Source organism: Aeromicrobium chenweiae (assembly GCF_003065605.1).
In the GTDB taxonomy this organism is placed as follows: domain Bacteria; phylum Actinomycetota; class Actinomycetes; order Propionibacteriales; family Nocardioidaceae; genus Aeromicrobium; species Aeromicrobium chenweiae.
Genome location: NZ_CP026952.1, coordinates 2468232 through 2488170 on the forward strand (window position 1 = coordinate 2468232; position 19939 = coordinate 2488170).

A 19939-nucleotide genomic window follows, 5' to 3' on the forward strand; every position below is an offset into this window, starting at 1 on the left:
GCCCCTCAGCGTCGGTGGGCCCGGCTGCCGGGATCGATCACGATCATCTCGGTGTCATCCGGCGTCCCGGGGCGTCGCGCGGAGTTGCCCGGGTAGTTGTTGTCGTTCGCGATCAGCAGGTGCCCGTTCCGCAGCGGCACGAGGGTCTCGACGGACTGGAAGCCGAACGAGAACTGCCTGCCGGTCCCCCACCCACCACCGGTGCTGATGCCTGCCGGGTCGGCGATCCGCAGCAGGTCGACGACGAGCCTCTTCGTGGTGGACCCGTCACGGCCGAGACGCACCTCGTAGACCTTCTTGGTCACCGCCTTCGGCCCGTCGAGGTCGTCCCGCTCCAGCACGAGCAGGCGTCCATGTGAGGTGACCTGCGCGTCCGCGGCCAGCCCGGCGTCGGTGTCGGCGCGGTACGTCCAGGTGCGCCCCGTGTACCGCCCGGTGCGCGTGTCGACCTGCGAGATGACCCGGCGCCGCTTGTCGGTGTCGTCCACCAGCCCCTTCTCGGTGACCGGGTAGAGGTAGCGGCCGTCCTGTGACTGCGCCATGGCCTCGAACCCGCCGCTGGCCTGCGTGTTCGGCTGCTCGCCGGCCAGGTGCGGGTTCTGCGGCGACTTCCCGAGCGGGAAGCCCAGGGGCTTGGACAGGACGCGCCCGCGGGCGTCCACGTGGACGACGAACGGGCCGAACTCGTCGCCGATCCAGAACGATCCGTCGCGGCCGCGTTGCACCGACTCGATGTCGAGGTCGTCCCCGGTGAGCAGCCGGTCCCGGGTCGTCTCGTTCACGATCGGGAAGCCGATCCGGTGCCGCGGGTCGGACAGCGTGATGTGCCGCAGCACCTCGACCTTTCCGGCGCCCCCGGCGGCAGTCTTCCAGCGCGGCTTGACCAGGTACAGACGCAGCAGGAAGTCCGCCGAGTTGCCCTTGGCCCCGAAGCCGTTGTCCGGCTGGGCCCAGAACGTGCCGTCGCCGTTGTCGATCGCGGCGGAGAAGCCGGGGATCACCTGGCCGGGGAAGGGCCCCTGTCGTCCGTTGGCCGGGGTCGCCTTGGCACCGGACGGCGGTCCCGGCGCCTGGAAGTCCGCCGACAGCAGCGCTCGGGCCAGCAGTCGGGGCTCGGTCGTGTGACCGCCGTGGGCGGACGCGGTCGCCGGGGAGAGCGCTGCTCCCGCCAGGGCGACGGCGAGGCCCGCGGCGATCCCCGTGCGTCGGGCGGTGTGGTGGAAACGGTGCATGTCTGGCTCCTCAGGTCGTGGAGCGGTCCCCCCGCCCTCGCACCGAGCCAAACCGACCCACACGACGTGCCGGCGAACGGCACGTGAGGAGGCGCTGAACTCTCCCCTCGACGGACGGGGGGCTCCCCTCGGCGGGCGGGGGGCTCCCGTCACGCAGGCGAGGGCGCCACCGCCGAAGCGGTGACGCCCTCGCGGGGGTGGTGCGGTGACTAGCGGGCGGCCTGGCCGTCGACGTAGTCGGCGTCCTGCTGCTTCCACGAGAAGTGCGAGCGCAGCACCTTGCCGGTGGCCTCGATCGAGTGACCGGCCTCCTTCTCGCGCAGTGCGAGGAACTCCGGCGCGCCGGCGTCCTGGTCGTCGATGAAGCGCTTGGCGAAGGTGCCGTCCTGGATGTCGGCGAGCACGGCCTGCATGCGCTCCTTCACCGAGGCGTCGATGATGCGGGGGCCCGACACGTAGTCGCCGTACTCGGCGGTGTCGGAGATGCTCCAGCGCTGCTTCGCGATGCCGCCCTCCCACATGAGGTCGACGATGAGCTTGAGCTCGTGCAGCACCTCGAAGTACGCGATCTCGGGCTGGTAGCCGGCCTCGGTCAGCGTCTCGAAGCCCGCCTGGACGAGGTGCGACATGCCGCCGCACAGCACGGCCTGCTCGCCGAAGAGATCGGTCTCGGTCTCCTCGGTGAACGTCGTCTTGATGACGCCGGCGCGGGTGCCGCCGATCGCCTTCGCGTACGACAGCGCGAGGTCCCACGCCTTGCCGCTCGCGTCCTGCTCGACCGCGATGATGTCGGGGATGCCACGGCCGTCGACGAACTCACGACGGACCGTGTGACCCGGCGCCTTGGGGGCGACGAGCACGACGTCGACGCCCTCGGGGGGCGTGATGTAGCCGAAGCGGATGTTGAAGCCGTGGCCGAAGACGATCGCGTCGCCGTCGACGAGGTTCGGCTCGATCGACTCGGTGTAGACGTGGCGCTGCACCTGGTCGGGCGCCAGCACGACGATCACGTCGGCCTCCTCCACGGCCTCGGCGACCGAGCGGACCCGCAGGCCCTCCGCCTCGGCCTTGGCGCGGCTCTTCGAGCCCTCGGGAAGTCCGACCCGGACGTCGACGCCGGAGTCGCGCAGGTTCAGCGCGTGAGCGTGACCCTGGCTTCCGTAGCCGATGACCGCCACATGGCGGCCTTGGATGATGCTCAGGTCAGCGTCGTCGTCGTAGAACAGTTCAGCCACGGGGTACGTCTCCTTGTTCGTTTCAGCTTGCTTGCGTGCCGGGCAGGGCGCGAAGAGTGCGGTCGGTGATGGAACGGGACCCGCGGCCGATGGCCACGCGTCCGGACTGGGCGATCTCGCGGATGCCGAACGGCTCGAGGACGTTGAGCATCGCGGTGAGCTTCCCCGCGTCGCCGGTCGCCTCGATCGTCACGGCGTCGGTGGCAACGTCCACCACCTTAGCCCTGAAGAGATTGACTGTCTCCAGCACCTGTCCGCGCGTCTGGGGGTCGGTCTTGACCTTGATGAGCATCAGCTCTCGCTCGACCGCGCTCGACGACTCGAGCTCGACGATCTTCAGGACGTTGACGAGCTTGTTGAGCTGCTTGGTCACCTGTTCGAGCGGCAGCTCGTCCACGTTGACGACGATCGTCATGCGAGAGATCTCGGGGATCTCGGTCGGGCCCACCGCCAGCGAGTCGATGTTGAAGCCGCGTCGCATGAACAGGCTGGACACACGCGCCAGGACACCGGGCGTGTTCTCCACCAGGACAGAAAGGGTGTGCGATGTCATCAGAGGTCCTCGTCGTCCCACTCGGGCGCGAGATCTCGCGCGATCTGGATGTCGTCGTTGCTGGCGCCGCCGTGGACCATCGGCCACACCATGGCGTCACGCTCGACCACGAAGTCGATGACGACGGGGCGGTCGGTGATCGCCATGGCCTTCTCGATCGTCGCGTCGAGATCGGCCTCGCTGTCGCAGCGCAGGCCGACGCAGCCGTAGGCGTCGGCGAGCTTCACGAAGTCCGGGATGCGGCGGGCGCCGATCGACTCCGGACCCGTGTGGAGGTCCGTGTTGGAGTAGCGGCTGCCGTACAGCAGGGTCTGCCACTGGCGCACCATGCCGAGCGAGGAGTTGTTGATGACCGCGACCTTGATCGGGATGCCCTCGAGCGCACACGTCGCGAGCTCCTGGTTGGTCATCTGGAAGCAGCCGTCGCCGTCGATGGCCCACACGACCTCGCCGGGGAGCCCGACCTGGGCGCCCATCGCGGCGGGGACCGCGTAGCCCATGGTGCCGGCGCCGCCGGAGTTCAGCCACTGGCGCGGACGCTCGTAGTCCACGTAGTGCGCGGCCCACATCTGGTGCTGGCCGACACCGGCGACGTAGGTCGCCTCGGGGCCCGCGATCGCGCTGATCCGCTCGATCACGGTCTGGGGCGCCAGGCCCACCTCGGGCTTGTCGTACCCGACCGGGAACTTGGCCTTGATCGCGAGCACCTGCGCCTTCCAGGCGGAGTAGTCGCCGCGGACGCCGTCGTCGGCCGCCTGCTTCTGCAGCACCGTGATCAGGTCGGCGATGACCTCGCGGCAGTCGCCGACGATCGGGACGTCCGCGGTGCGGTTCTTGGAGATCTCGGCCGGGTCGATGTCGGCGTGGATCACCTTGGCGAGAGGGGCGAACGAGGCGAGGTGGCCGGTCACCCGGTCGTCGAAACGGGCACCGAGCGAGATGAGCAGATCGCTCTTCTGCAGCGCGGCGACGGCCGCGACGGTGCCGTGCATGCCGGGCATGCCGAGGTGCAGCTCGTGCGAGTCGGGGAACGCGCCCCGCGCCATCAGCGTGGTCACGACAGGCATCTGGGTCATCTCGGCCAGGACCTTGAGCTCGGCCGCGGCGTCCGCCTTGATGACGCCGCCGCCGACGTACAGGACCGGACGCTTCGCCGCCGCGATCAGCCGGGCGGCCTCGCGCACCTGCTTGCCGTGCGGCCGGGTCGTCGGACGGTAGCCCGGGAGCGCGAGCTCGCTCGGCCAGCGGAAGGTCGTCATCGCCTGGAGGGCGTCCTTGGAGATGTCGACCAGGACCGGGCCGGGGCGACCGGTGAGCGCGATGTGGAAGGCCTCCGCGATGGTGCGCGGGATGTCGGCGGCGTCGGTGACCAGGAAGCTGTGCTTGGTGATCGGCATCGTGATGCCGCGGATGTCGGCCTCCTGGAAGCCGTCGGTGCCGATGAGGTGGCTCGCGACCTGCCCCGTGATGGCCACGATCGGCACGGAGTCCATGAACGCGTCGGCGATCGCGGTGACCAGGTTGGTCGCACCGGGGCCGGACGTGGCCATGCAGACGCCGACCTTCCCGGTGACCATCGCGTAGCCCTGGGCGGCGTGACCGGCGCCCTGCTCGTGGCGGACGAGGACGTGGCGGATCTGCTGGGAGTCGAACAGCGGGTCGTACGCCGGGAGGATCGCGCCGCCCGGGATGCCGAAGATCGTGTCCACGTCGGCGTGCTCCAGGGCCCTGACGAGGCTCTGCGCCCCCGTCAGCTGCTCAGAGATCTGCTCGGTCATGAGTTCTGCTACCTAACTGTTCATCGCTCGTGTGCCGGGTCGCGACCGGCCTGTTCGCATAAAAAAATCCCCCGGCCCCAGACCGTTCGCTGGGGACATTCGAGGGAGACGCGGGGCGTGGGCCGTCGCGTCAGTCGTCTACTACAAGAATCCAGATCTGCACGTGCTCAGTCTCCTCTCGACGCCACAGATTATCAAGCCGTGAGACGTTTCGTACCAGCATGTGGACTCGGTCCATGAACTGACAACTACCCCATCTACTGGCAGGATGGGCCGGTCGGCCTGCCAGCACACCGCGGCAGGCCCTTACCTTGGGGAGAACATGAAGAAGTCACTCAGCACGGCCATGCTCGTTGCCGCGCTTGCCCTGACGTCCGCCTGTGGCGGAGGCGACGACCGGCCGAGCAAGGCTGAGGTCAAGAAGTCGATCACCAGCAAGGACAGCGTCTTCGGCACCTCGATCCCGGAGTCGGCCGCCGACTGCGTGTCGGGCGTCCTGGTCGACTCGAAGCTGTCGGACAAGACCCTGAACGCGATCGTCGAGGGCGACAAGGACTACAAGGGCCCGAAGAAGGACCAGAAGGCCCTGATGGACCTGACCAGCAAGTTCAGCAAGTGTGTCGCGAGCTAGCACCCGCTCACTGACGGCCCGGCGGAGATCCTCTCCTCCGGGCCGTCGTGCGTCCGGGGCCGTGCGGACGCCCCCGGCCTCACCAGGGTGACGGCTCGTAGTCCTTGAGGAAGACGCCGTGCACGTCGTCACCCGCCTCGCCGCGGACGATCGGGTCGTAGACCCTGGCGGCGCCGTCGACGAGGTCGAGCGGGGCCTTGAAGCCCTCTTCGGCCAGCCGCACCTTGGTGGGGTGCGGCCGCTCGTCGGTGATCCACCCAGTGTCGACGGCCGTCATCAGGATGCCGTCCTGCTCCAGCATCTCCCCCGCGCTCGTGCGGGTCAGCATGTTGAGGGCCGCCTTGGCCATGTTGGTGTGCGGGTGTCCCGGGCCCTTGTAGCGCCGGCTGAACTGCCCCTCCATGGCCGAGACGTTCACGACGTACGTGCGACGCGACTCGGCGGCGGCCATCGACGGACGCAGGCGGCTGACCAGGATGAACGGCGCGGTCGTGTTGCACAGCTGCACCTCGAGCAGCTCGAGCGCGTCGACCTCGTGCACCCGCTGCGTCCAGCTGTTGACGTCGACGGTGTCGGGCACGAGCCCTCCGGCGTCGATGCGGGACAGATCGGCGGATCCGGCCATCAGCGCCATCGAGGTGAGCTCCTCGGCCGTGTGCGCGTCACCGGCCAGGACGGGGTGCGCCGCGACCGAGCCCACCAGGGCCGCGGGGTGCGCGTCGCTCGTGTGGCCGAACGTCAGCAGCTCGGGCAACGGTCCGTCGGGCAGCGGGGCGGACTCGGCCTCGGCGAGCGGGGCGTACGCACCGGGCGTGCGGCGGACCGTCTGGGCCGCGTTGTTGATGAGGATGTCGAGCGGTCCCTGCTCGGCCACCGCGTCCGCCAGGCCGACGACCTGGGCGGGGTCGCGCAGGTCGATGCCGACGATCCGCAGGCGGTGGATCCAGTCGGCGCTGTCGGGCATCGCGGTGAAGCGACGGACCGCATCGTGCGGGAACCGGGTCGTGATCGTGGTGTGGGCGCCGTCGCGGAGCAGCCGCAGGGCGATGTACATGCCGATCTTGGCGCGTCCGCCCGTCAGGAGCGCGCGCTTGCCGGTCAGGTCGGTCCGCGCATCGCGCTTCGCCCGGTTCAGTGCCGCGCAGTCGGGGCACAGCTGGTGGTAGAACGCGTCGACGACCGTGTACTTCTGCTTGCAGATGTAGCAGGGCCGCGGCACGATCAGCGTCCCGGCGGTGGCGCCTGCGGCGTTGGAGACGAGCGGGATACCCTCGGTCTCGTCGTCGATGCGCGTGGGCGACCCGGTCGCGGTGGTGGCCACGACGGCGCGGTCGGCTGCGGCGACCTCGGCCCGCTTGGCGAGCCGGCGCTGCTTCTTGACGTCCTTGTAGAACTTGCCGCAGGCCCGGCGGAGCGCGACGTAGGTCTCGTCGTCCTCCTCGAGGTACTGGGCCTCCCCCAGGACCTTGAGGGCGATCGCCAGGTCGTCGGGGTCGATCGTGGACGTGGGCAGGACGTGATCAACAGGGACGCTCATGACCCCTCCATTCTAGGTGTCCCCCACGACTGTCCCCACACCCGCCGGACGGGCCCGCGGTCGCGGAGGTTGCGGAGGCTTGCTTTCATGGAAGGTCTTGCCCCCGAAACCCCCGAAGGATCCTCATGATGCGACGCACCATCGGGCTCGCACTCGCCGGCCTCGCCCTCACCGTCACCAGCGCGTGCGGCGGCAGCTCCTCGGACGAGGATGCCGCGAAGGACACCAAGACGTCGAGCAGCCCCAGCGCGAGCAGCCCGACCTCCGCGGCGCCGTCGGCGACCACGCCGGCACCGCCGGTGAAGTCGGTGGACCCCAACAAGCGCCCCACGACGAAGCAGCTGACCGCGACGCTCAAGGGCGCCGGCCTCACCGACAAGCAGGCCACGTGCTTCAGCAAGCAGCTCGAGGACTCGTCGCTGTCCGACAAGCTGCTCGCCGCCCTGGTCAACCGCGACGGGACGTACAAGCCCTCCCAGAAGGAGACCGCGACCTATCAGAAGATCGCTCAGGAGGCCGCGACCACCTGCGCCTGAGCGGAGGGACTCAGCGCCGCCAGAACGTGGGACGCCGCGCGGGCCGGACGACGTCGGCGTCGTCCAGCTCCGCGCGCAACACCTCCGGCACGTCCGCCAGGGCGACCAGGTGGACCGTCGGCACGCCGAGGGCGGCCAGGCTCGTGGACGCGTCCAGGGCCGCCTCGAGCACCTCGCCCGCCGTGTCATCCTCGGCGACGTACGCCAGGCACCCCAGCGTGGGGCTGTCGTCGACCGTATAGCCGAAGGCGTACAGCGTCCGGACGTGGCCCGCCCCCGCCGTTGCCAGGGCGTTGCACACGGACGCGTCGAGGCCGTCCCACGCCGTGCGGCGCAGCGTCGTACCGGCCGGGAACGGCTCCAGGTACCGCTTGACCTGGGCGGTGTAGTCCGCAGACGCGGTCATGCCCGACGGGTCACCGGGGTCGACCTGCACCCCGATGCCCGCCGGCAGCATGGCCAGCAGCCTGCGCACGGAGATCTTCCTGACGTCCCACGACTCGCTGTGGAGCGCGTCGTCGGCGCGGGCCTTGCTGGTCCACACGCACACCAGTTGACGGCCCGGCACCGGCTCGCTGCCGGAGAACACACCCGTGCTCCGGTCCACGCCGATCAGCACCTGCGCGAACAGGAAGTCCCACCGGGTCGCGAAGACCGGCCCACCGCTCATCTCGTACGCCTCGGCGTCCGCCGCTACCCGCAGACCGCTCCGTCGGCGGCCGAGCTGACGAGCTTGGCGTACTTGGCCAGGACGCCCTTGGTGTACTTCGGGGGCAGCGGCTCCCAGCCGACCTTGCGGGCCTCGAGCTCGTCGGCGTCGATCGCGACGTCGAGCCGCTTGTTGGCGACGTCGAGGGTGATCTGGTCACCGTCCTTGACGAAGGCGATGGGTCCCCCGTCGACCGCCTCGGGGGCGACGTGTCCGACGCACAGGCCGGTCGTGCCGCCCGAGAAGCGCCCGTCGGTCATCAGCAGGACGTCCTTGCCCAGGCCGGCGCCCTTGATCGCGCCGGTGATGGCGAGCATCTCGCGCATGCCCGGGCCACCCTTGGGGCCCTCGTAGCGGATGACGACGACGTCGCCGGCGACGATCGTGCCCGCCTCGAGCGCGTCCATCGCCTTGCGCTCGCCGTCGAACACCCGGGCCGTGCCAGTGAAGACGTCCGAGTCGAAGCCGGCGCTCTTGACGACCGCGCCCTCCGGGGCGAGCGTGCCGTGCAGGATCGTCAGGCCGCCGGTCTTGTGGATCGGCTTGTCGATCGGGCGGATCACGTCGCCGTCGAGCTTGAGCTCGATGTGGGCGAGGTTCTCGGCCATCGTCTTGCCGGTGACGGTCAGGCAGTCACCGTGCATGAGGCCCGCGTCGAGCAGCGCCTTCATGATGACCGGGATGCCGCCGACCTTGTCGACGTCGTTCATGACGTAGCGACCGAACGGCTTGAGATCGCCGAGGTGCGGGACCTTGTCACCGATGCGGCTGAAGTCCTCGAGCGTCAGGTCGACCTCCGCCTCGCGGGCGATCGCCAGCAGGTGCAGGACGGCGTTGGTCGAGCCGCCCAGCGCCATGACGACCGTGATGGCGTTCTCGAACGCCTCCTTGGTCATGATCTGACGTGCGGTGATGCCCTGGCGGAGCAGCTCGACGACGGCCTCGCCGGACTTGATCGCGTACTCGTCGCGGCGGCTGTCGATCGCCGGCGGGGCGGACGAGCCGGGCAGGCTCATGCCCAGCGCCTCGGCGGCCGAGGCCATCGTGTTGGCGGTGTACATGCCGCCGCACGCACCCTCACCGGGGCAGATCGCCCGCTCGATCTTGTCGACCTGCTCGCGCGACATCCGGCCCGCGAGGCAGGCGCCGACGGCCTCGAAGGCGTCGATGATCGTGACGTCCTTGCCGTCGACGTTGCCGGGCATGATCGAGCCGGCGTAGACGAAGACGCTCGCCAGGTCGAGCCGCGCGGCGGCCATCAGCATGCCGGGCAGGCTCTTGTCGCAACCGGCGAGCAGCACCGAGCCGTCGAGGCGCTCGGCCATCATGACGGTCTCGACCGAGTCCGCGATGACCTCACGCGAGACCAGCGAGAAGTGCATGCCCTCGTGGCCCATCGAGATGCCGTCCGACACCGAGATCGTGCCGAACTCGAGCGGATATCCGCCGCCGGCGTGCACGCCCTCCTTGGCCCGCTTCGCGAGGCGGTCCAGGGGCAGGTTGCAGGGAGTGATCTCGTTCCAGCTGGAGGCCACACCGATCTGCGGCTTCTCCCAGTCGTCATCACCCATGCCTACGGCGCGCAGCATCCCGCGTGACGCGGTGGCCTCGAGGCCATCGGTGACGGTGCGGCTGCGCGGCTTGATGTCGATCTCGTTCTCTGGGGGCATGAGAGAAAGATTACGGCGCAGGCCGCGCGCGCGGTGAGCGGACTCCGGGGACGACTGCGCTTCGGCGCCACAGGCCGCTCCTCAGGACGGGATGTGCGCAAGCAGATGCGTCGCGAGATCGCGCAGCCGCTGCTCCTCGGGCCATCGCGCCACCTGCAGCCGGCGGCTGAGCGCCTGGGGCGAGATCCCGAGCTGGCGGGCGACGTCCTTCTGCGTCCGGCCGGGCGCCATCGCGGCCACTGCCTCCGCGCCACCCTCCGTCCGGTCGGTGATGACCCGCGCCAGGGCATGGAGCGCCGTCTCGGCGTGACGCGTGCCCTCCCCCTCCACGGCGAGGCCCACCGCGGTCGAGCTCGAGCGTTCAACCGCTGCGCGGGCGGCGATCAGCGCGGGACCGCGGCTGGCCCGGACCGAGCGCGGAATGGGCTCGTCGACCGCTCCCACGCCGACCCCGACCCACCAGTCCTGCGTCGCGACGACGGAGCACACCACGTCCACCACGACCGCGGGGTCGTCGGACAGGCCCTGGACCTCGTCGCCGGCGGTGCGCTCGAACTCCCGGACGAGGACGTGCTCGCGGAGCGCCGCCAGCAGGCCAGGGACTCCGTCTGCGTTCTCGCGGCTCCGGCGTTGGTCGATCGTGATCGCGAACACACTCCATGATCAACGTTCTTTCGTTGATTTGTCAAGATCAACTCTGTTGCGTTGATTGTCTTGGATCGCATTCCTGCCGTTGATCCGGTGTCCCCGATGATTGGTAACGTGGGCGTCCATCACCGTCACGGAGGACACATGGCACGGACACCTGCGTCGGACGTGGAGCTGGCGATCCTGGCGGAGGCCCGCAACGAGGTGGGGGCCGCGGACCACAAGGCGTCCATGGTGCTGGCGGTGCTCGGCATCGGCTTCGGCGCCCTGCTGGCCGGCCTGCTCGCCCGCGACTGGAACCCTCGCGACCTCGACGCCCTCGGCGCCTTCTTCTGGTGGGTGGCCGCCGCCCTCGCCTCGTCCTCCGTCGCCGCCGCGGCGATGGCCGTCTGGCCCCGGTTCACCGTCCCGAGCAGGACCAAGGACATCTTCTACTGGGGGCACGCCGCCGCGTTCGACAGCCAGCGGTCGCTGGATGCCGTGCTCGACCGCCATCCCCCCACGCTCGAGGACCGGACCCGCCACCAGCTGTTCGAGCTCTCACGGATCGTCGCGAAGAAGTATCGCTACGTGCGACTGGCCATGTCGTTGGCCGGCCTGTCAGCCCCGGTCTTCCTGCTCGCCAGCCTGATCGGCTACTGAGCCGCCGAACCACGAGGTGAACTGGTCCTGCGAGCTCAGCACGGCGAAGGCCCCGCTGCGACGCAGGTTCTGCGACACCGCGGACGACGAGATCCCCTCGGCCAGCGCCATCTCGACCTGGGAGGCCCCGCTCAGCAGATGACGCAGGAGTCGCCGCGAGCGACCGGACATCTGGCTCACGATCTCGTCGCGGGCGAGCAGGAACGCGTTCACCATCGCGGCGGGCGGGTGCTCGTCCAGGGCGGAGCCGGTCAAGCGTTCGGAGACCTGGTACCAGGTGCGCAACGTCCGGTCTCGCTCCCCCTCGCGGCTCTTCGCCTCCACGATCGCATCGCGCGCAGCCCACCACCCGGGCCCGTCCTGCAGCGGGCCGTAGCGGGTGCGCCCGAGCTCCTCCACCTCCCCCACGCCGATGCCTGCGCGACAGTCCAGCTCGTCCGGGAGCACGAGACGCAGCGCCAGCGTCGCCCGCACCGCCGACTCGACCGACAGGTAGCGGGCCTGGCACTCGTCGCCGAGCGTCGGCTCGAGCGGCTGGTCGAACTCGATCTCCTCGTTGACCCGTCGCAGCGCCTCCATGAGCGTCGCGTGGACCCACGCGCGATCGGCATGACGACGAGATCCGACCAGATCGACGATGACCGCCACGCGCACCTTCGAGGTCTGGCTCATGGATGAAGCATATGCATGAAGTTAAGACAAAAATGGACGGTGACAGGATGGGCCGATGACCATCGCGTTCGTGACCAGCTCGACCCATCGTCCGTACGACCCGGACCTCCCCCTCCTCGAGGCGGCAGCCGCCGAGCGGGGCACCGTCGGCGAGGTCGTCGTCTGGGACGACCCGCAGGTCGACTGGTCCGCGTACGACGCCGTGGTCGTCCGGTCGTGCTGGGACTACATCGCCCGTCGCAAGGAGTTCCTCGCCTGGGCGGCCACCGTCCCGCGCCTCCACAACCCGCTCGATGTCTTGTCGTGGAACACCGACAAGGCCTATCTGCGCCAGCTCCAGGATGCCGGGGTGCCGATCATCGAGACCCTCTGGGACGTGACCGTTGGTGACGACCTCGGCGACCACGACGAGTGGGTCGTCAAGCCGACGATCTCCTCCGGCTCCAAGGACACCGCCCGCTGGAGCTCCCGCGAGGAGGCCTGGGCGCACAGTGCGGAGCTGGTCGCCGCGGGACGTACATCCATGACCCAGCCCTACATCTCCTCGGTTGACGAGGAGGGCGAGACCGCGATGCTCTACTTCGCAGGCACGTTCTCGCACGCGATCCGCAAGGGACCGCTCCTTCAGCGCGGCGAAGGCGTCCGCCAGGACCGGGACAGCCGCGAGGAGATCACCCCGCGCACCCCGACGTCCCAGCAGCGCGAGGTCTCCGACCACGTGATGGAGACCGTGATGTCGCTGCTCGGTCTCGACCAGGCTCCGTTGTACGCGCGGGTGGACCTGGTCACAGCCGCGGACGGGGCGCCGATCCTCATCGAGCTCGAGCTGGCCGAGCCGAGCCTGTTCCTCCCCCAGTCCGGCGGGGGCGCAGGACGGCTGGTGGACGCCGTGCTGGAACGCGCCGGGGCGTGAGGCTGGCGCTCGCAAGCCCATCGTCCCACGCGGGGCGGACACGTGATATTTCCTGTTATATCAATGAAATAGTGTCGTCGAAGTCTTGTGATCGAACACACGTTCGAGTAGGGTCGAGGTATGAATCCGGAGCCCACGATCGACGCGATGCGCACCGCCGCGCAGACGCTCTCGTCGGGTGACACGCGTGAGAAGCTGCACGCGGTGCAGGCCGCTCAGGACGCGTTGGACGCGGCGAAGGCGGTGCTGCTGGCCGAGCTGCAGGCCGCACGGGAGTTCGAGCTCGACGGCGCCTCGACGTTGAACACGTGGGTGCGCAATCAGCTGCGGCTCAACGCCGGTCAGGCGACCCGGCTGGTGCGCAACGTGAACGCGCTCCGGGACCTGCCCTTGGTGGCCGAAGCTGCCACGACCGGGCAGATCAGCGCCGCGCACGTGCAGGTGTTCGTCTACGGGCTGGCGCATGTGGGGCTCGATCCGATGCGGGAGTACGAGGAAGCGCTGGTGACGATCGCCTGTGAGCGGGACCCGGACGAGCTGTTCGACACGGTCAAGCGGCTCAAGGACCGCACACATCCCGAAGACCTGGATGATGCGTGGCGGGGTGGGATGGAGAAGGAGGACTTCGCCGTCGACGCCCTGCCGGAGGGGTGGCACATCTCAGGGTTCCTGAACACGTTGACCGGGCTGAAGCTCAAGAAGGTCCTCGACTCCGTCTCCGCGCTCCGTGATGCGGAGGACACCCGCACCGGGGCGCAGCGCCGCGTCCAGGGCCTGGACGACCTACTGTCGAGCATCCTCGGGAACGGGCTGCCGTCGGACAAGGGTGTGCGCCCGCACATGTCGGTGTTCGTCGACGCCGAGACCGTCGAGGCAGCGGCCGAACGCGTGCGGCAGGAAACTGAACAGCCCAACTTCATCCCCGACCCGATGCCGGTCACCGAGCCGGCGACCTTGGCAGGTCATGGTGCGATCGGGCCTCACCTGTTGATGTTCTTGTTCTGCATGTCCGGCATCACCGGGTTCGTCCGCGACCAGGACCAGGTCCTCAACGTCGGGCGGACGAAGTACGAGCCGAACCTGAAGCAACGCAAAGCAGTCCTGGCCCGGCAGAAGGGCATCTGCGCCGCCCCCGGCTGCAACCACACCCACCTAGAAGTCCACCACAGCGTCTGGTGGTCCCTCGGTGGCTCAACCGATCTCGACCAGCTCGTCGGGCTGTGCGTCCGCTGCCATCACCTGGTTCATCGGGGCCTGCTGCACATCAGCGGCGACGCCGTGAGCGGGTTCGTGTTCACCGACCGGTACCAGCGCCCCATCCGCCGGCGACGACGAACCGGCTATCGCCGAGCCGCCTGACCCCCCGGGTCCGGCGGCCCACCGGCACGTCCGGACCGTTCCCGCGTTGCCGTCTCCCCCGGCGCCGTGGACAATCGGCGCGTGACCTCGCCGACGCCCGCGCTCCTGCGCTACTACGACGTGAAGAGCGCCGACGGGACCCGCATCCGGGCCTGGACGAATGACGGCGACGGGCCGACGGTCCTGGTGTCGAACGGGCTCGGCACCAATCCGCACGCCTGGCCGTCGCTGCTGCGGGCCGACTCGGGCGTCCGTGTGGTGGGCTGGAACCACCGCGGCACCGGCGGATCGGCGCGTCCCGCCGACGGGCGCGTCGACCTCGACTCGTTCGTCGAGGACGCCATCGCCGTCATGGATGACGCTGGGATCGACGCCTGCGTGGTCGCCGCCTGGTCGACCGGCGTGACGATCGCCTTCGAGATCGCGGCGCGACACCCCGAGCGGGTGACGGGCATCCTCGCGGTGGCCGGGGTCCCGGGCAACACGTTCTCGACGATGCTCGCTCCGTTGCGCATCCCACCCGTGCTGGCGCGCGGGCTCATGGTCGGGCTGTCGCGGACCGTGACGGTCACCGGGCACGTCCTGGCCCCGGTCACCCGCCGTGTCCCGTGGACGAACCTGACCACCGACCTGGTCCGCCAGAGCCGGTTCATCAACCCGGCCGCCGACACCGCGGAGCTCCGCGTGCTCCTGCAGGAGTTCTTCACGACGCACCCCGCGTGGTACGCCAAGCTGGCTCTCAGCGTCTCCCGGCACGCGCGCGTCTCGCTCAGCGAGATCGATATCCCGGTCACGTTCCTCGCCGGCAGGTGGGACGTGCTCACCGGCGCCCGCGACATGCTCACGGCGTCACAGCGAATCAAGGGATCGCGCTACCGCGAGCTCAACGCGACCCACTTCATCCCGATCGAGTTCCCCGACATCGTGCTGGAGGAGCTCAAGGAGCTGCTCACCCGCGCCGGGTGAGCAGCACGATCAGACCGGCTCGTACGTCAGGCAGTCCGCGGCGTCCGTCCCCGGGCCGACCGCGATCGAGCTCGCGCCGCACTCCAGGTTGTCGTTGTGCTGGCAGTCGGTGCGATGACACGCGCCCACCTTCGCGACCATCTTGCTCAGGCCGCCGCTCGCGCCGATGTCGATGAACGTGCCGCAGGCCGCCTGCGAGCCGGACACCGTGATCGCGCCGGCGTGACACGCCGTGTCGCTGTTGTAGGAGCAGCCCTCGACGGAGCAGGTGTGGACGTCGGGGAGATCGATGACAGTCATGATGCGCCTCCTGGGGTCGTTCCGTCGACGGTAACCCCGGCACCCCGTGATGAGGACACCCTCACGAGCGCGCCCCGGGCGGCGGACCCGGGTGGCCGCGGTCAGACCACGGCCGGCTCGCCACGGGCCGTGTCGACGACGACCCGGTCACGCCCTGCGGCCTTCGCGGCGTACAGCAGGATGTCGGCGCCATGGACTGCGGACGCACCGCCGAACGTGACGCCCGCGCTGAACGTCAGCCCGGACCCGTGACCCCGCCACGACTCACGCACGCGCCCGAGGACCAGCGCCGCCTCCTCCGGCGAGGTGTTGGCCATCACCACCAGGAACTCCTCGCCGCCGTACCGGAACACCAGGTCGTGGGAGCGGGTCTCGGACGCCAGCACGGTCGCGAAGTCCATCAGCGCGACGTCACCGGCCACATGACCGTGGGAGTCGTTGAAGCGCTTGAAGTGGTCCAGGTCGATGAGCGCGACCGCGCCGGCTGGTCCGGCGACGTCCAGGTGCACCTCCAGACGCGACCGGTTGAGCAGCCCGGTGAGGCTGTCGGTCGTCGCGAGCTCCACGAGCGAGGCGTTCTTGCGGCGCAGCTCCTCGACGAGCCGCGCGGGCACCTCGCTGCAGACCACCCAGACGACAGCGGCGATCGGCACGCGCACGACCATGTCCCCCACCCCGAGATCGAGGACCTGCTCGTAGAGCACGGCTGCGGGTGCCACGAACCACAGGCCCCACAAGGGCGGCTGGCTGACACCGATGAACAGGAACGAGAGCACGACCAGGCCCATCACGAGATCTGCGGCCTGGGGTGCGACGAAGTCGAGCGCCCCGATCGACAGGCACGGGATCAGCGGCCACATCAGCAGCGACCACTGGCGGTCCGCCCACCCCGTCAGGACGAGGACGCTGGCGGACACCGCGGCGAGCAGGGGCACGGCGACCAGCACGACGACCGAGTCCCGGTCGACCGACCCGGTCACGATCGTGGCCAGCACCAGCACGACGAAGCTGCCGGCGAAGTGCAGCGAGCCCCGGCGGTGCCATACGGACATCGAGTCGAGGACACTCGGCACCGAGGTCTGTGACACCTCGTCTCCTCCCGGTGGTCTGGAGGAATCCTATCCAGCCGAGGGCCCGCGCGCAGACCGATCGCCAGATCGGTCTGCGCGTCCGGTCAGGAGGTCAGCTTCTCGAGGATGAGCTCGCGGACACGACCGGCGTCGGCCTGCCCGCGCATCTCCTTCATGACGGCGCCGATCAGCGCACCGGCCACGCCGAGGTTGCCGTCACGCACCTTCTGCGCCGCGTCGGGGTCCCCCTCGATGGCCCGGTCGACCGCTGCACCCAGCGCACCGTCGTCCGAGACGACCTCGAGCTTGCGCGAGACGACGACCTCCTCGGCCGTGCCCTCGCCGGCGATCACGCCGTCGAAGACCGAGCGGGCGAGCTTGTCGTTGATGCGGCCGGCGTCGATGAGCGCCTGGATCTCGGCCACCTGCTGGGGCGTGATGCCCAGCGCGTCGATGTCCTGGCCGCTCTCGTTCGCGCGACGGGCCATCTCGCCCAGCCACCACTTCTTGGCCGCCTGCGGCGTCGTGCCGGCCTCGACGGTCTCGACGATCAGGTCGAGAGCGCCCGCGCCGATCGTGTCGCGCATGTCGAGGTCGGAGAAGCCCCAGTCCGCCTGCAGGCGCGCCCGGCGCACGGCCGGCGGCTCGGGCAGCGTGGACCGCAGCTGCTCGACCCACTCGCGCGACGGGGACACCGGCGCGAGGTCGGGCTCGGGGAAGTAGCGGTAGTCGTCGGCGTCGGACTTCTCACGGCCCGGCAGCGTCGTGCCGGAGTCCTCCTGGAAGTGCCGGGTCTCCTGCACGACCTTGCCGCCTGCGTCGAGGATCCCCGCGTGGCGGGAGATCTCGTAGCGCACGGCCCGCTCGACCGACCGGAACGAGTTGACGTTCTTGGTCTCCGAGCGGGTGCCGAGGACGTCCGACCCCTTGGGCTTCAGGGACAGGTTGACGTCCGCCCGCAGCGAGCCCTGGTCCATGCGGACGTCGGAGACGCCCAGCCCGCCGATGAGGTCGCGCACGTACGAGACGTACGCGCGGGCGACCGCGGGAGCCTTCTCGGCCGGGACCTCGATCGTGCGGGTGACGATCTCGATCAGCGGGATGCCCGCACGGTTGTAGTCGACCAGCGAGAAGTCCGCACCGTGGATGCGTCCGGTGGAGCCGCCGACGTGCAGCGCCTTGCCGGTGTCCTCCTCCATGTGGGCGCGCTCGATCTCGATCCGGTACGTCTCGCCGTCCACCTCGACGTCGACGTGGCCGTCGAACGCGATCGGCTCGTCGTACTGCGAGGTCTGGAAGTTCTTCGGCATGTCCGGGTAGAAGTAGTTCTTCCGCGCGAAGCGGCACCACTCGGCAATCGAGCAGTTGAGCGCGAGACCCATGCGGATCGCGGACTCGACCGCCTTGGCGTTGACGACCGGCAGGGCGCCGGGTAGCGCGAGGCAGACCGGGCAGACCTGGGTGTTGGGCTCGGCGCCGAACTCGGTCGGGCAGCCGCAGAACATCTTCGTCGCGGTGTTGAGCTCGATGTGGATCTCCAGGCCCATCACCGGGTCGTAACGGCTGATCGCCTCGTCGAACGGGACCAACGTCTCGGTTGCGGCGCTCATCGTGCGACCTCCAGCTCGGGTGCCCGGGACAGCAGCGCGCCGCCCCACTTCTCCTCGAGCATCCGCTCGAGCGCCGCGGCGGCGTTGTAGAGCCGGTCGTCGGCCTTCTGCGGAGCGAGGAACTGCAGCCCGACGGGCAGACCGTCCTCGTCGGCCAGGCCGACCGGCAGGGACAGGCCGGGGATGCCGACCAGGTTGGCCGGGATCGTGGCGACGTCGCCGAGGTACATCGCCAGCGGGTCGTCGAGCTTCTCCCCCAGCGGGTACGCCGTGGTGGGCGATGTCGGCGACACCAGCACGTCGACGTCCGCGAACGCCTTCGCGAAGTCCCGCGACAAGATCGTGCGGACCTTCTGCGCCGAGCCGTAGTAGGCGTCGTAGTAGCCGCTGGACAGGGCGTACGTGCCGAGGATGATCCGGCGCTTGACCTCGTCGCCGAAGCCGGCCTCACGGCTCGAGGCCATGACCTGCTCGGCACTCGGGTCGTCCACACCGGCGGGGGGCACGCGGACGCCGTACCGCATCGCGTCGAACTTGGCGAGGTTGCTGCTCGCCTCGCTCGGCATGACGAGGTAGTAGGCGCCGAGCGCGTACTCCAGGCTCGGGATCGAGACCTCCACGACCTCGGCACCGGCGGCGGTGAGCAGCGCGACCGCCTCGTCGAAGCGGGTCTGGACGCCGGGCTGGAAGCCCTCGCCACCCAGCTCCTTGACGATGCCGATCCGCAGGCCCTGCACGTCGGCGCGGCGCGCGGCGGCGACGACCGGCGGCACGGCGTCCGGGATGCTCGTGGAGTCCATGGGGTCGTGGCCCGCGATGAGCTCGTGCAGCAGCGCGGCGTCGAGCACCGTCCGCGTGACGGGGCCAGCCTGATCGAGGCTGCTCGCCATCGCGACGAGACCGTAGCGGCTGACGCCGCCGTAGGTGGGCTTGACGCCGACCGTGCCGGTCAGCGCGCCGGGCTGACGGATCGAGCCACCGGTGTCGGTGCCGATCGCGAGCGGAGCCTCGAAGGCTGCGACGGCTGCGGCCGAGCCGCCGCCGGAGCCGCCGGGGATGCGGGTGGTGTCCCACGGGTTGCGGGTGGGTCCGTACGCGGAGTGCTCGGTCGAGGAGCCCATCGCGAACTCGTCCATGTTGGTCTTGCCCAGGATCGGCAGGCCGGCAGCCTTGATCCGGGCGGTGACCGTCGCGTCGTACGGAGGGATCCAGCCCTCGAGGATCTTGGAGCCGCACGTCGTCGGCACGCCCTTGGTCGCGAGGACGTCCTTGACCGCGATCGGCACACCGGCGAGGTACGAGAGCTGCTCGCCCTTCGCGCGGCGCGCGTCGACGTCGGCCGCGCTCGCGAGCGCACCCTCGGCGTCGACGTGCAGGTACGCGTGGATCTCGCCGTCGACGGCACCGATGCGGTCGACGAGCGCCTGGGTCACCTCGACGGAGGAGACGTCGCCGGCGGCGAGGGACTGGGCCAGCTCGTCCGCGGTCTTGCGGGTCAGATCGGTCATGTCAGTCCTCCCCGAGGATCTTGGGGACGAGGAAGCGCTGCTGGTCCGACGCCGGGGCGGCGGCGAGCGCCTCCTCGGGGGCCAGGCTCGGGCGGACGACGTCCTCGCGGAAGACGTTGTCGACCGGGACCGGGTGGCTCATCGCGGGGACGTCGTCGCCGGCGGCCTGCTGGACGCTCGCGACGTGGTCGAGGATGGCGGGGAGCTCTGCGGCGAGGTGGTCGAGCTCAGCCTCGCTGAGATCGATGCGGGCGAGGCCGGCCAGGTGGACGACGTCGTCACGCGAGATACCCGTGACGGGCTCAGACATGCAGCTTCCTTGCGGTAGGAGGTCGTGCGGGTGGGGTGTGGGTGCTCCTCCATCCTAGTG

Annotated in this window: 20 protein-coding genes; 6 read left to right on the forward strand and 14 right to left on the reverse strand. The window is 69.9% G+C overall.

Going from position 1 to position 19939, the window contains the following annotated elements:
* Positions 1–5: 5 nt before the first annotated feature.
* The 4 genes from C3E78_RS11950 to C3E78_RS11965 form a co-directional block, all read right to left on the reverse strand.
* Complete coding sequence (locus C3E78_RS11950) at positions 6–1232, reverse strand: esterase-like activity of phytase family protein (RefSeq protein ID WP_108578659.1); 1227 nt, start codon at positions 1230–1232, stop codon at positions 6–8.
* 209 nt (positions 1233–1441) lie between these two features.
* Positions 1442–2467, reverse strand: coding sequence for a ketol-acid reductoisomerase (gene ilvC, locus C3E78_RS11955; protein WP_108578660.1), 1026 nt, complete (start codon positions 2465–2467; stop codon positions 1442–1444).
* A gap of 22 nt (positions 2468–2489) precedes the next feature.
* Positions 2490–3020, reverse strand: a complete 531-nt coding sequence (ilvN, locus tag C3E78_RS11960; RefSeq protein WP_108578662.1) for an acetolactate synthase small subunit — start codon at positions 3018–3020, stop codon at positions 2490–2492.
* On the reverse strand, positions 3020–4798 hold the full coding sequence (locus C3E78_RS11965) for an acetolactate synthase large subunit (protein ID WP_108578664.1): 1779 nt from the start codon (positions 4796–4798) through the stop codon (positions 3020–3022). Before C3E78_RS11965 ends, ilvN begins: the two co-directional genes overlap by 1 nt.
* 322 nt (positions 4799–5120) lie before the next feature.
* Here C3E78_RS11965 and C3E78_RS11970 point away from each other — a divergent pair, with 322 nt between their 5' ends.
* Positions 5121–5429 carry a hypothetical protein gene (locus tag C3E78_RS11970; protein ID WP_108578666.1) on the forward strand — a complete coding sequence of 103 codons (309 nt, stop codon included), beginning with the start codon at positions 5121–5123 and terminating at the stop codon, positions 5427–5429.
* 79 nt (positions 5430–5508) lie between these two features.
* On the opposite strand, the gene C3E78_RS11975 is transcribed toward C3E78_RS11970, so the two are convergent.
* Positions 5509–6966 carry an SDR family oxidoreductase gene (locus C3E78_RS11975; protein ID WP_108578668.1) on the reverse strand — a complete coding sequence of 486 codons (1458 nt, stop codon included), beginning with the start codon at positions 6964–6966 and terminating at the stop codon, positions 5509–5511.
* A gap of 125 nt (positions 6967–7091) precedes the next feature.
* Between C3E78_RS11975 and C3E78_RS11980 the strand changes: the two genes are divergently transcribed.
* Positions 7092–7502 (forward strand): hypothetical protein, encoded by a 411-nt coding sequence (locus C3E78_RS11980; protein WP_108578670.1) that lies wholly within the window; start codon positions 7092–7094, stop codon positions 7500–7502.
* Between the two features lie 10 nt (positions 7503–7512).
* On the opposite strand, the gene C3E78_RS11985 is transcribed toward C3E78_RS11980, so the two are convergent.
* From C3E78_RS11985 to C3E78_RS11995, 3 genes are all read right to left on the reverse strand, one after another.
* Positions 7513–8172 (reverse strand): hypothetical protein, encoded by a 660-nt coding sequence (locus tag C3E78_RS11985; RefSeq protein ID WP_108578672.1) that lies wholly within the window; start codon positions 8170–8172, stop codon positions 7513–7515.
* 23 nt (positions 8173–8195) lie between these two features.
* Complete coding sequence (gene ilvD, locus C3E78_RS11990; protein WP_108578674.1) at positions 8196–9881, reverse strand: dihydroxy-acid dehydratase; 1686 nt, start codon at positions 9879–9881, stop codon at positions 8196–8198.
* An 81-nt stretch (positions 9882–9962) separates the two neighbouring features.
* Positions 9963–10535, reverse strand: a complete 573-nt coding sequence (locus tag C3E78_RS11995) for a helix-turn-helix transcriptional regulator (protein ID WP_168217173.1) — start codon at positions 10533–10535, stop codon at positions 9963–9965.
* Between the two features lie 138 nt (positions 10536–10673).
* Between C3E78_RS11995 and C3E78_RS12000 the strand changes: the two genes are divergently transcribed.
* Positions 10674–11171 carry a Pycsar system effector family protein gene (locus C3E78_RS12000; RefSeq protein ID WP_135804803.1) on the forward strand — a complete coding sequence of 166 codons (498 nt, stop codon included), beginning with the start codon at positions 10674–10676 and terminating at the stop codon, positions 11169–11171.
* On the opposite strand, the gene C3E78_RS12005 is transcribed toward C3E78_RS12000, so the two are convergent.
* Positions 11130–11843 (reverse strand): SatD family protein, encoded by a 714-nt coding sequence (locus C3E78_RS12005; protein WP_108578678.1) that lies wholly within the window; start codon positions 11841–11843, stop codon positions 11130–11132. The genes C3E78_RS12000 and C3E78_RS12005 overlap by 42 nt on opposite strands.
* 55 nt (positions 11844–11898) lie before the next feature.
* Between C3E78_RS12005 and C3E78_RS12010 the strand changes: the two genes are divergently transcribed.
* The 3 genes from C3E78_RS12010 to C3E78_RS12020 all read left to right on the forward strand — a co-directional run bounded on the left by C3E78_RS12010 (position 11899) and on the right by C3E78_RS12020 (position 15081).
* Positions 11899–12756 carry an ATP-grasp domain-containing protein gene (locus C3E78_RS12010; RefSeq protein WP_108578680.1) on the forward strand — a complete coding sequence of 286 codons (858 nt, stop codon included), beginning with the start codon at positions 11899–11901 and terminating at the stop codon, positions 12754–12756.
* Between the two features lie 120 nt (positions 12757–12876).
* The gene (locus C3E78_RS12015; protein ID WP_235833608.1) at positions 12877–14115 is read left to right on the forward strand and encodes an HNH endonuclease; all 1239 of its coding nucleotides are present in this window, start codon (positions 12877–12879) and stop codon (positions 14113–14115) included.
* Positions 14116–14196: 81 nt separating this feature from the next.
* Positions 14197–15081, forward strand: coding sequence for an alpha/beta fold hydrolase (locus C3E78_RS12020; RefSeq protein WP_159085884.1), 885 nt, complete (start codon positions 14197–14199; stop codon positions 15079–15081).
* 9 nt (positions 15082–15090) lie between these two features.
* On the opposite strand, the gene C3E78_RS12025 is transcribed toward C3E78_RS12020, so the two are convergent.
* The 5 genes from C3E78_RS12025 to gatC form a co-directional block, all read right to left on the reverse strand.
* The gene (locus C3E78_RS12025; RefSeq protein ID WP_108578685.1) at positions 15091–15381 is read right to left on the reverse strand and encodes a DUF1540 domain-containing protein; all 291 of its coding nucleotides are present in this window, start codon (positions 15379–15381) and stop codon (positions 15091–15093) included.
* Positions 15382–15482: 101 nt separating this feature from the next.
* Positions 15483–16469 carry a GGDEF domain-containing protein gene (locus C3E78_RS12030; RefSeq protein ID WP_108578686.1) on the reverse strand — a complete coding sequence of 329 codons (987 nt, stop codon included), beginning with the start codon at positions 16467–16469 and terminating at the stop codon, positions 15483–15485.
* An 86-nt stretch (positions 16470–16555) separates the two neighbouring features.
* On the reverse strand, positions 16556–18061 hold the full coding sequence (gene gatB / locus C3E78_RS12035; protein ID WP_108578688.1) for an Asp-tRNA(Asn)/Glu-tRNA(Gln) amidotransferase subunit GatB: 1506 nt from the start codon (positions 18059–18061) through the stop codon (positions 16556–16558).
* The gene (gene gatA, locus C3E78_RS12040) at positions 18058–19569 is read right to left on the reverse strand and encodes an Asp-tRNA(Asn)/Glu-tRNA(Gln) amidotransferase subunit GatA (protein WP_108578690.1); all 1512 of its coding nucleotides are present in this window, start codon (positions 19567–19569) and stop codon (positions 18058–18060) included. The genes gatB and gatA overlap by 4 nt, the downstream gene beginning before the upstream one ends.
* Before the next feature lies 1 nt (position 19570).
* Positions 19571–19879, reverse strand: a complete 309-nt coding sequence (gene gatC / locus C3E78_RS12045; protein WP_108578692.1) for an Asp-tRNA(Asn)/Glu-tRNA(Gln) amidotransferase subunit GatC — start codon at positions 19877–19879, stop codon at positions 19571–19573.
* Positions 19880–19939 lie beyond the last annotated feature (60 nt).

Coding starts and splice junctions, on each gene's coding strand:
- gatC (WP_108578692.1), bottom strand. CDS start 19,879: ATGTCTGAGCCCGTCACGGGTATCTCGCGTGACGACGTCGTCCACCTG.
- gatB (WP_108578688.1), bottom strand. CDS start 18,061: ATGAGCGCCGCAACCGAGACGTTGGTCCCGTTCGACGAGGCGATCAGC.
- C3E78_RS11970 (WP_108578666.1), top strand. CDS start 5,121: ATGAAGAAGTCACTCAGCACGGCCATGCTCGTTGCCGCGCTTGCCCTG.
- C3E78_RS11965 (WP_108578664.1), bottom strand. CDS start 4,798: ATGACCGAGCAGATCTCTGAGCAGCTGACGGGGGCGCAGAGCCTCGTC.
- C3E78_RS11975 (WP_108578668.1), bottom strand. CDS start 6,966: ATGAGCGTCCCTGTTGATCACGTCCTGCCCACGTCCACGATCGACCCC.
- C3E78_RS12000 (WP_135804803.1), top strand. CDS start 10,674: ATGGCACGGACACCTGCGTCGGACGTGGAGCTGGCGATCCTGGCGGAG.
- C3E78_RS11985 (WP_108578672.1), bottom strand. CDS start 8,172: ATGAGCGGTGGGCCGGTCTTCGCGACCCGGTGGGACTTCCTGTTCGCG.
- C3E78_RS12010 (WP_108578680.1), top strand. CDS start 11,899: ATGACCATCGCGTTCGTGACCAGCTCGACCCATCGTCCGTACGACCCG.
- ilvN (WP_108578662.1), bottom strand. CDS start 3,020: ATGACATCGCACACCCTTTCTGTCCTGGTGGAGAACACGCCCGGTGTC.
- C3E78_RS12005 (WP_108578678.1), bottom strand. CDS start 11,843: ATGAGCCAGACCTCGAAGGTGCGCGTGGCGGTCATCGTCGATCTGGTC.
- C3E78_RS11980 (WP_108578670.1), top strand. CDS start 7,092: ATGATGCGACGCACCATCGGGCTCGCACTCGCCGGCCTCGCCCTCACC.
- C3E78_RS12025 (WP_108578685.1), bottom strand. CDS start 15,381: ATGACTGTCATCGATCTCCCCGACGTCCACACCTGCTCCGTCGAGGGC.
- C3E78_RS12015 (WP_235833608.1), top strand. CDS start 12,877: ATGAATCCGGAGCCCACGATCGACGCGATGCGCACCGCCGCGCAGACG.
- ilvD (WP_108578674.1), bottom strand. CDS start 9,881: ATGCCCCCAGAGAACGAGATCGACATCAAGCCGCGCAGCCGCACCGTC.
- C3E78_RS11950 (WP_108578659.1), bottom strand. CDS start 1,232: ATGCACCGTTTCCACCACACCGCCCGACGCACGGGGATCGCCGCGGGC.
- gatA (WP_108578690.1), bottom strand. CDS start 19,569: ATGACCGATCTGACCCGCAAGACCGCGGACGAGCTGGCCCAGTCCCTC.